Annotated in this window: 8 protein-coding genes; 3 read left to right on the top strand and 5 right to left on the bottom strand. The window is 71.5% G+C overall.

Annotation, left to right across the window (positions count from 1 at the left end):
• Nucleotides 1-143 precede the first annotated feature (143 nt).
• Nucleotides 144-1,100 (top strand): alpha/beta fold hydrolase, encoded by a 957-nt coding sequence (locus EEJ42_RS37335; protein ID WP_123106625.1) that lies wholly within the window; start codon nucleotides 144-146, stop codon nucleotides 1,098-1,100.
• A 21-nt stretch (nucleotides 1,101-1,121) separates the two neighbouring features.
• On the opposite strand, the gene EEJ42_RS37330 is transcribed toward EEJ42_RS37335, so the two are convergent.
• The gene (locus EEJ42_RS37330) at nucleotides 1,122-1,769 is read right to left on the bottom strand and encodes a TetR/AcrR family transcriptional regulator (protein ID WP_246097616.1); all 648 of its coding nucleotides are present in this window, start codon (nucleotides 1,767-1,769) and stop codon (nucleotides 1,122-1,124) included.
• Between the two features lie 54 nt (nucleotides 1,770-1,823).
• Here EEJ42_RS37330 and EEJ42_RS37325 point away from each other — a divergent pair, with 54 nt between their 5' ends.
• The gene (locus tag EEJ42_RS37325; RefSeq protein WP_123106623.1) at nucleotides 1,824-2,768 is read left to right on the top strand and encodes a serine/threonine dehydratase; all 945 of its coding nucleotides are present in this window, start codon (nucleotides 1,824-1,826) and stop codon (nucleotides 2,766-2,768) included.
• Between the two features lie 60 nt (nucleotides 2,769-2,828).
• Here the strand turns inward: EEJ42_RS37325 and EEJ42_RS37320 are convergent, their stop codons facing one another.
• On the bottom strand, nucleotides 2,829-3,311 hold the full coding sequence (locus EEJ42_RS37320) for a VOC family protein (RefSeq protein ID WP_123106622.1): 483 nt from the start codon (nucleotides 3,309-3,311) through the stop codon (nucleotides 2,829-2,831).
• Between the two features lie 57 nt (nucleotides 3,312-3,368).
• Nucleotides 3,369-4,112: a MerR family transcriptional regulator gene (locus tag EEJ42_RS37315; protein ID WP_123106621.1), complete on the bottom strand. Its 744-nt coding sequence runs from the start codon at nucleotides 4,110-4,112 to the stop codon at nucleotides 3,369-3,371.
• A 122-nt stretch (nucleotides 4,113-4,234) separates the two neighbouring features.
• Between EEJ42_RS37315 and EEJ42_RS37310 the strand changes: the two genes are divergently transcribed.
• Nucleotides 4,235-6,526 (top strand): ATP-binding cassette domain-containing protein, encoded by a 2,292-nt coding sequence (locus tag EEJ42_RS37310; RefSeq protein WP_123106620.1) that lies wholly within the window; start codon nucleotides 4,235-4,237, stop codon nucleotides 6,524-6,526.
• Nucleotides 6,527-6,535: 9 nt separating this feature from the next.
• On the opposite strand, the gene EEJ42_RS37305 is transcribed toward EEJ42_RS37310, so the two are convergent.
• Together EEJ42_RS37305 and EEJ42_RS37300 are read right to left on the bottom strand one after the other, a co-directional pair.
• Nucleotides 6,536-8,116, bottom strand: a complete 1,581-nt coding sequence (locus EEJ42_RS37305) for a PTS ascorbate transporter subunit IIC (RefSeq protein WP_123106619.1) — start codon at nucleotides 8,114-8,116, stop codon at nucleotides 6,536-6,538.
• A 21-nt stretch (nucleotides 8,117-8,137) separates the two neighbouring features.
• Nucleotides 8,138-8,524: PTS sugar transporter subunit IIB (locus tag EEJ42_RS37300; protein WP_148082161.1), on the bottom strand; the 387-nt coding region annotated here is incomplete at its 5' end.

Raw genomic sequence — 8,524 nt, 5'->3', positions numbered from 1 at the left:
GGGCCCGTGCCAGGGCCCGCCCGGAGGCTTTTGCCGAACCGGCAACTTTCCTCCCCCTCCCCCGGGCCGCCACCGCATGATCGTGGCGTTGTTGGCCGCGCGGCGTTGTGGACCGCGCTGCCCGAGCGACTCAGGGAGGATCCATGCACCACCGGCTGGTCGACGTTCCGGATGCCCGTATCCACGTGGTGGAGGAGGGCTCCGGCCCGCTGGTCCTCCTGCTCCACGGCTTCCCCGAGACATGGCACTCCTGGCGCCACCAGCTCCCCGCGCTCGCCGCGGCCGGATACCGCGCGGTGGCCATCGACGTCCGCGGCTACGGCCGCTCCTCCAAGCCCCGCGACGTGGCGGCGTACCGCATGCTCGCCCATGTCGCCGACAACGTCGGCGTGGTCCGCGCCCTCGGTGAGGAGACCGCGGTGGTCGTGGGCCACGACTGGGGCTCCCCCATCGCCGCGAACTCCGCGCTGCTCCGGCCCGATGTCTTCACCGCCGTGGGGCTGCTCGGCGTGCCGTACGCACCCCGGGGCGGCCCGCGGCCCAGCGAGGTCTTCGCGCGGATCGGCGGGGACGAGGAGTTCTACGTCGGCTACTTCCAGCGGCCCGGCCGGGCCGAGGCGGAGATCGAGCCCGATGTGCGCGGCTGGCTCGCGGGGTTCTACGCCGCGCTCTCGGGCGACGCGGCGCCCTCCCCCGACGGCGGCAGCCCGTTCTTCGTCCCCCGCGGCGGGCGGATGCGCGACCGCTTCCCGGACGGCCCGCTGCCGTCCTGGCTCACCGAGGCCGATCTGGACGTCTGCGCCGCGGAGTTCGAGCGGACCGGGCTGACCGGGGCGCTGAACCGCTACCGCAACGCCGACCGCGACTGGGAGGATCTCGCGGCGTGGGACGGGGCACCGCTCACCCAGCCCTCGCTGTTCCTGGCCGGGGAGCGTGACGCCTCGCTCGGCTGGCTGGCCGACGCCGTCGCGGCGTACCCCACCACCCTCCCCGGCCTGGTGTCCTCGCACCTCCTCGACGGCTGTGGCCACTGGGTGCAGCAGGAGCGTCCCGAGGAGGTCAACCGGCTGCTGATCGCATGGCTGCGGGCGCTCGGCTGAGGCACCTCGCCCGAGGGTGCCTCAGCCGAGGTGTTCGGCGGCCGCGGCGCGGATCAGCTGGCGCAGCGCGTCGTAGTAGACGCGATGGTCGGTCAGGGCGGGCAGCACCACGTCCCGCTGCCCCGTCAGCACCGGGAACTCCTCGGGGTCCAGCGCGGCGAGCGCCGTGCGCGCCGTGGTCAGGGCCCGCTTCTCGTCGCGGTGGTCGACGAAGGCGACGGCGCCGAGGGTGAGCAGGTACAGCCGGCGGTAGACCCGGACAGCCGCCGCCGGTGCCATCCCGGCGGCGATGCTCTGGGCGAGCTGCGGCTCCACCAGACGGCTCAGCAGCTCCGGGCCCCACCAGGCGTGGCCCGCGCGCAGCGCCGCCAGCCCCGGGTGCCGGACGAGCACCTCGTAGAGCGCGGTGAAGCGGGCCTCGGTGGCGGCGGCCCAGTCGGTGTCCTGCGGTACGCGGGGCAGTTGCGTGGCCAGGTGGTCGGCGCAGGCGTTCAGCAGGCCGTCGAAGTCGCCGCAGCGGCGGAAGACCGTGGCGTGCGAGACGTCGAGCCGCTGCGCCACCGCCCGGAAGCTCAGGGCCTCGGGGCCCTCCTCGTCGATGACCGACAGCGCCGCCACCGCGATGGTGTCCAGGGCGGGTGGTTCGGCCGCGGTCCGCTTCCCTCTCACGGACGCATTCTTTCTCACAGGCGCAGTGTAACAGTGGTTGATACACTGTTTCACGTGGTTACTCATCAAGACGTACAGGCCGCCGCGCGGCGCTCCGCGGGGCAGATCCGGCCCGTCGCGCTCGCCCCGGTGGACGAGGGGGCCTTCGGCGGGGCCGAGGGATGGCTGGCGCTGGAATTCCTCCAGCACACCGGCTCCTTCAAAGCGCGCGGGGCGTTCAACTTCATCGGCAGCCATGTCGAGGCGAGGACGGTTCCGGAGGCGGGTGTCGTCATCGCCTCCGGCGGCAACGCCGGACTGGCCTGCGCCTGGGCGGCGGCCCGGCACTCCGTGACCGCCACGGTGTTCGTGCCCGAGACGGCACCCGCGGTCAAGGTCGGCAGGCTGCGGGCGCTCGGGGCGGACGTGCGCCAGGTCGGCCGGGAGTACGCCGAGGCGCTGGACGCCTCGCGCAAGCACGCCGCCGAGACCGGTGCGCTGGAGTCGCACGCCTACGACCATCCGCTGATCGCGGCCGGTGCCGGGACCGTGATGGAGGAGATCCTGCGGTGCCGCCCGGACCTGGACACGGTGGTGGTGTCCGTCGGGGGCGGCGGGCTGTTCACCGGGGTCGCGGTCTCCGCGCTGGAGCACGGCGTCCGGGTGGTGGCCGTGGAACCGCACGGATCGCGCGCGCTGAACGCGGCGCTGGAGGCCGGGGCGGTGGTCGACGTGCCCGTGGATTCGGTGGCGGCGGACTCGCTGGGGGCGCGCCGTGCGGCGCCGATGGCGCTGGAGTGGGCGCGCAAGGAGGGGGTGCGGTCGGTGCTCGTGTCCGACCAGGAGATCGTCTCTGCGCGGCAGGCCCTGTGGGACGACCGCCGGATCGCGGTGGAGCACGCGGCGGCGACGGCGCTCGCGGCGGTGCGGTCGGGGGCGTACGAGACCCGGCCGGGCGAGAAGGTGGCGGTGCTGCTGTGCGGGGCCAACACCGACCCGGGAGACCTGACGCGCACGTAGAAGGCGTCCGGCCCGCCCCTCCCCCGGACGCGGGGAGGGGCGGCTGCGGGCGGCGGCCGTCTACTCCCCCGCGTACGCCTTCTGAAGTGCGGCGATGTCGAGCTTGACCATCTGCATCATGGCATCCATGGCGCGCTTCGCCTTCGCCTGGTCGGAGTCGGCGATCATCTCCATGAGAACCTCGGGGACGACCTGCCAGGACACTCCGAACTTGTCCTTCACCCAGCCGCACTGGATCTCCTGGCCACCGCCTTCCAGGAGCCGGTTCCAGTAGTAGTCGACCTCCTCCTGGTCCGCGCAGTGGATCTGGAACGAGATGGCCTCGTTGAAGGTGAACTCCGGCCCGCCGTTGAGCCCGACGAACTTCTGGCCGTTGATCTCGAAGTCCACGGTCAGCACCGAGCCGGGGGTGCCGGGGCCGGCCTCGGTGTGACGGACGGTCCGGCCGAGCTTGCCGTCCTTGAAGATCGAGACGTAGTGCTGCGCCGCCTCTTCGGCCTGGCCGTCGAACCACAGGCAGGTGGTGAATCCGTCGCTGGCCATCGGTGCCTCCTGGAGATGGGAGTGTTTACCTTTACCGACCGGCGCCGCGCGGCAAACTCATCGCTCCTCGGCACACCGATGTCCGGTGAGATATCCGTGCAGCCGCCCGGCGCCTTCGAGCATGGCCGTGGTGCGCCGGGTCAGCCCCTCCCGGCGCTCGGCGATGACCTCGCGCAGCGCGGCGCTGCTGCCCGTGCGGCGCAGCCCCTCCAGGACGGGCCGGATCCGGTCCAGCGGATAGCGGTCCTGCCGCAGTATGTGGATCATCCGGGCGTCCCGGACGTCGGCCGGGCCGAAGGTGCGGTACCTGGTGCCGCGCTCCCGCTTCGGGACCAGCAGCCCGGCCGACTCCCACACCCTGAGCGCGGAGGTGCGCACGCCGAGGTACGCGGCCACCTCGCCGATGCGCAAGGCACCCCGCGGCACGTCCAGGGTCTCGGGGGTCTGCCCGGCGACCGCTTCGAGCGCCTCGCCCGCGGCCCGCAGGGACAGCCGCTGTTCGTGCAGGGCCGCGTGGGCGGCGTCCACGAGGCTGAGCGCCAGCGGTACGTCCCCGGCGTGCACGGCCTGCATGACCGCCCGGGCGGTGTGCTGTCCGTACCCCGGGACGAGCGCGTCGTACGTGACCAGCGCCCGGCGGTGGCGGGTGTCGAGCCTGCGGTAGCCGGCCGGGGTGCGGGACGCCGGGGGCAGGATGCCCGCGTCGACGTAGTTGCGGATCTGCTGCGTCGAGATTCCGGCCGAGCGTGCCAGGTCGATCGGGCGCAGCGGTGTCTCGGGGCTGCTCGTGGGGCGGCTCATGGGGAGACTCTATCCGGATGATGTTCACAGCGAGTTGAGGGTTTTCCGCCCCCATTTCCCGCCGAGCTGGGCCGTGATGGCGAAAAGTCTCTACGTGGCACTTCAATGAAACACTTGAAGGCATGGATGTCAGTGACAGGGACGACGTACGGCACCACCATGCCGCGGACGGCCACGATGTGATTCAGGTCCGAGGGGCCAGGGAGAACAATCTGCGGGAGGTCTCTCTCGACATACCCAAGCGGCGGCTCACCGTCTTCACCGGAGTCTCCGGATCCGGCAAGTCCTCGCTCGTCTTCGACACGGTCGCCGCGGAGTCACAGCGGCTGATCAACGAGACCTACACGGCCTTCGTCCAGAACTTCATGCCGACGCTCGGCCGCCCGGATGTCGACGCGCTGCGCAACCTCAGCGCGGCGATCATCGTCGACCAGGAGCGGATGGGCGCCAACTCCCGCTCCACCGTGGGGACCGCCACCGACGCCCACACCATGCTGCGGATCCTGTTCAGCCGGATCGGCACCCCGTATGTGGGGCCGCCGCTCGCCTTCAGCTTCAACACGGCCGAGGGCATGTGCCCGCGGTGTGAGGGACTGGGCCGGGTGTCGGAGATCGACGTCGGCCAACTGGTCGACCGGGAGCGGTCGTTGAACGAGGGGGCGATCACCGTCCCCGGATTCGGGGTGGACACGTGGTACTGGCAGCTCTTTGCGCACTCCGGCCTTTTCGACCCCGATGCCCGGCTGAGGGACTACACCCCCGAGCAGTGGGAGGACTTCCTGCACAAGCCAGCGACCAAGATCAAGGTGGGCAAGAACAACCTGACCTACGAGGGGCTGGTCACCAAGGTCCGGCGGCTGTACCTGGCCAAGGACCGGGAGGCGATGCAGCCCCAGGTGCGCGCGTTCGCGGACCGGGCGGTCGCGCTCGCCCGCTGCCCCGACTGTGACGGCTCCCGGCTGAACGAGGCCGCCCGGTCCTGCACGGTCGAAGGACGCACCCTCGCGGAGTGCTCGGCGATGCAGATCAGCGACCTGGCCGCGTTCGTCCGGGGCATCCGGGACGACACGGTCGGGCCGGTCCTGGAAGCCCTCCGCGACACGCTGGATTCGCTGGTGGAGATCGGCCTCGGGTATCTGAGCCTGGACCGGGAGTCCGGCACGCTCTCCGGTGGCGAGGCGCAGCGCGTGCGGATGGTCCGCCACCTCGGTTCGAGTCTGTCGGATGTGACGTACGTCTTCGACGAGCCCACCGTGGGCTTGCATCCGCATGACATCCGGCGCATGAACACCCTGCTGCTCCAGCTGCGCGACAAGGGCAACACGGTGCTGGTGGTGGAGCACAAGCCGGAGACGATCGGGATCGCCGACCATGTGGTGGACCTGGGCCCCGGCGCCGGTGCGGCGGGCGGGCGGATCGTCTACGCGGGCGATCTGACCGGGCTGCGAGCGTCCGGCACCCTGACGGGCGACTACCTCGGCCACCGGGTGAGCCTGCGCGACAAGGTGCGTGAGCCCCGCGGCCGGCTGCCGATCACCGGCGCCCGGCTGCACAATCTGCGGGACGTCAGCGTGGACATCCCCCTCGGGGTGCTCACCGTCGTCACCGGCGTCGCCGGGTCCGGCAAGAGTTCCCTGATCCATGGCTCGCTCGGCGGACGGGACGGGGTGATCGTCGCCGATCAGTCGGCGATCCGCGGCTCGCGCCGCAGCAACCCGGCCACCTATACGGGGCTGCTGGACCCGATCCGGTCGGCGTTCGCGAAGGCCAACGGGGTGAAGCCGGGGCTGTTCAGCGCCAACTCGGAGGGCGCGTGCCCCCGTTGCAAGGGCATCGGCCTGACCTACACCGATCTCGCGATGATGGCCGAGGTGGCGTCGGTGTGCGAGGAGTGCGAGGGCAGGCGGTTCAAGGCGGAGGTGCTGGCGTACCGGCTGCGCGGGCGCAGCATCGGCGAGGTGCTCGCCATGCCGGTGGCCGAGGCCCGGGAGTTCTTCACCACCGGCCAGCCACGGGTGATCCTCGACCGGCTGATGGCGGTGGGCCTCGGCTATCTGGGGCTCGGCCAGCCGCTCACCACCCTCTCGGGCGGTGAGCGGCAGCGGCTCAAGCTCGCCATCCACATGGCGAAGAACGGCACGACGTACGTGCTGGACGAGCCGACGACCGGGCTGCATCTGGCCGATGTGGACCAGCTGCTCGCGCTGCTCGACCGGCTGGTGGACGACGGCAACACGGTCGTCGTCATCGAGCACCACCAGGCGGTGATGGCTCACGCGGACTGGATCGTCGACATGGGCCCGGGGGCGGGCCATGACGGCGGCCGGGTGGTGTTCACCGGGACGCCCGCCGACCTGGTGGCCTCGGGTACGTCACTGACCGCCACGCATCTGCGGGAGTACGTCGGCGCGTAGGCGGGTGCGTCACCGGGGCGGTGGCGGGGGTGCGGGGGCGCCCGCGGGCGGGGCGATCTTCGGGTACGACGCGGTACGGCCCGGGGCGTCCGGCCCCGCCGCCTCCCCGGCCCCCGCTGCCGCGTCGTCCCTGGGCATCAGCGCGTCGCGGGCGGCGCCGGGGTCCCAGCCCGTGTCGACCACGCGCTTCTGCACCAGCACGGCGGCGCCCAGGACGGCCAGGCCGATGAGCAGGATGAGGGCGACACCCACCCCGCCACCGGCCTTGCCCGCGTTGCCCACGAGCGCGCCGAACCAGCCGAAGTCGGCGTCGCCGAAGGTGGTGTTCTGCTCCCCGAACGCGCCGAGCACCTTGAGCAGCAGGGCGGGCAGGAAGGTGATGAGCACACCGTTGAGGAACGCGCCCACGGCGGCGCCGCGCCGGCCGCCGGTGGCGTTGCCGTAGACGCCCGCCGCGCCGCCGGTGAAGAAGTGCGGCACCAGGCCCGGCAGGACCAGCGCGAGACCGAACGCCGGGTTGAACACCCAGGTGAGCAGGGCGAGGCTGACCAGGCCGCCGGTGAAGCTGGAGAGGAAGCCGATGAGCACGGCGTTCTGCGCGTACGGGAAGACGATCGGCGCGTCCAGCGCGGGCAGCGCCCCCGGCACGACCTTGCTCGCGATGCCCTGGAAGGCGGGCACGAGTTCGCCGAGGATCGTCCGCACCCCGAAGAGGATGACCGCGACCGCGATGCCGAACTGGAGGCCCTGCATCACCGACTGCATCACATAGTTGCCGGTGTCGGTGGCCGCGGTCGTGGCCCCGGTGCCGGTGGCGAACGCCTTGAAGGCCGTCCGCTCGCCCGCCTTGAGGAGGAAGAGCACCGCCATCACCACATAGATGACCAGCATGGACAGGGCCGTGGCCACCATCGAGTCGCGCAGGAAGCGCAGGCCCTCGGGGAGCTTCATCTCCTCGGTGCTGCGGCTGCGCTTGCCGACCACCTTCCCGGCCGCGCCCGCCACCACGTAACCGGCCGTGCCGAAGTGGCCGATGGCGACGGTGTCGCTCCCCGTGACCCGCTTGGTCCAGGGGTGGGCGAAGGCGGGCATGGCCACCAGCATGATGCCGAGCAGCACAGCGCCGACCGCTACCACGACGACGGTGGACTGACCGGCGCCCGCCAGCACCACGGTCAGCAGCGTGGCCATGAACAGCATGTGGTGTCCGGTCAGGAACACATAGCGCAGCGGGGTGAACCGGGCCAGCAGCAGGCTGACCACGAAGCCCAGGATCATCAGCCAGGCGACGCGCGACCCGAACTGCGCCTGGGCGATGCCGACGATGGCCTCGTTCGTCGGGATGACGCCGTGCGCTCCCGTGACGCCCTGGATCATCGTGCCCAGTGGGGCGAGGGAGTTGGTGACCAACCCCGCGCCCGCTCCGATGAGCAGAAAGCCGAGGGTCGCCTTGATGGCACCGCCGATGATCTGCCCGGCGGTCTTCTTCATCGCGATGAGTCCGACGGCGGTGATGATGCCGATCAGATACGCGGGTTCGCTCAGGATCTCGTTCACGAGAAACTTCGCGGGAGTTACCAGCCAGCCCATGATGTACTTCTGTTCCCGTCGTCAGACGTCGTACGTGTCCCGGAGCACCGCGTCGATCTCGGCGGTGCTCGTGAAGTCCTGAACCACCTTCACCGGCCGTCCCACATCGCCCAGGGTCCTGGCGATCTCACGGGAGGTGAGCAGGGCGACGGCCTCGGACGCCTTGCCCTTCGCGGAGATGGTGTCGGTGGCTTCCACGGTGACGTACGCCGACCACCCCCAGCGGTCGAGGACCTGCTCCAGGGTGTTCTTGAGGAAGAGGCTCGTGCCCACGCCGTTGCCGCACACCGTGAGGATCTTGTGCAGGGACGGCCCGGCCGCGCGCGGCTTCGCGGCGGCGGGGCCCGGCTGTTCGTCGTCGCCGCTCAGCACGGCGCGCAGCGCCTCGGGGGTGGGCGCCGCGGCGAG

The sequence above is a fragment of the Streptomyces botrytidirepellens genome (genome assembly GCF_003721215.1).
GTDB classification, from domain to species: domain Bacteria; phylum Actinomycetota; class Actinomycetes; order Streptomycetales; family Streptomycetaceae; genus Streptomyces; species Streptomyces himastatinicus.
Note: the sequence above shows the minus strand (reverse complement) of the source record. Positions and strands in the feature narration are given on the sequence as shown.

Bases quoted from the DNA above. Each gene is read 5' to 3' on its own strand.
- EEJ42_RS37320 (WP_123106622.1), bottom strand. From the start codon at position 3,311: ATGGCCAGCGACGGATTCACCACCTGCCTGTGGTTCGACGGCCAGGCC.
- EEJ42_RS37335 (WP_123106625.1), top strand. From the start codon at position 144: ATGCACCACCGGCTGGTCGACGTTCCGGATGCCCGTATCCACGTGGTG.
- EEJ42_RS37315 (WP_123106621.1), bottom strand. From the start codon at position 4,112: ATGAGCCGCCCCACGAGCAGCCCCGAGACACCGCTGCGCCCGATCGAC.
- EEJ42_RS37305 (WP_123106619.1), bottom strand. From the start codon at position 8,116: ATGGGCTGGCTGGTAACTCCCGCGAAGTTTCTCGTGAACGAGATCCTG.
- EEJ42_RS37310 (WP_123106620.1), top strand. From the start codon at position 4,235: ATGGATGTCAGTGACAGGGACGACGTACGGCACCACCATGCCGCGGAC.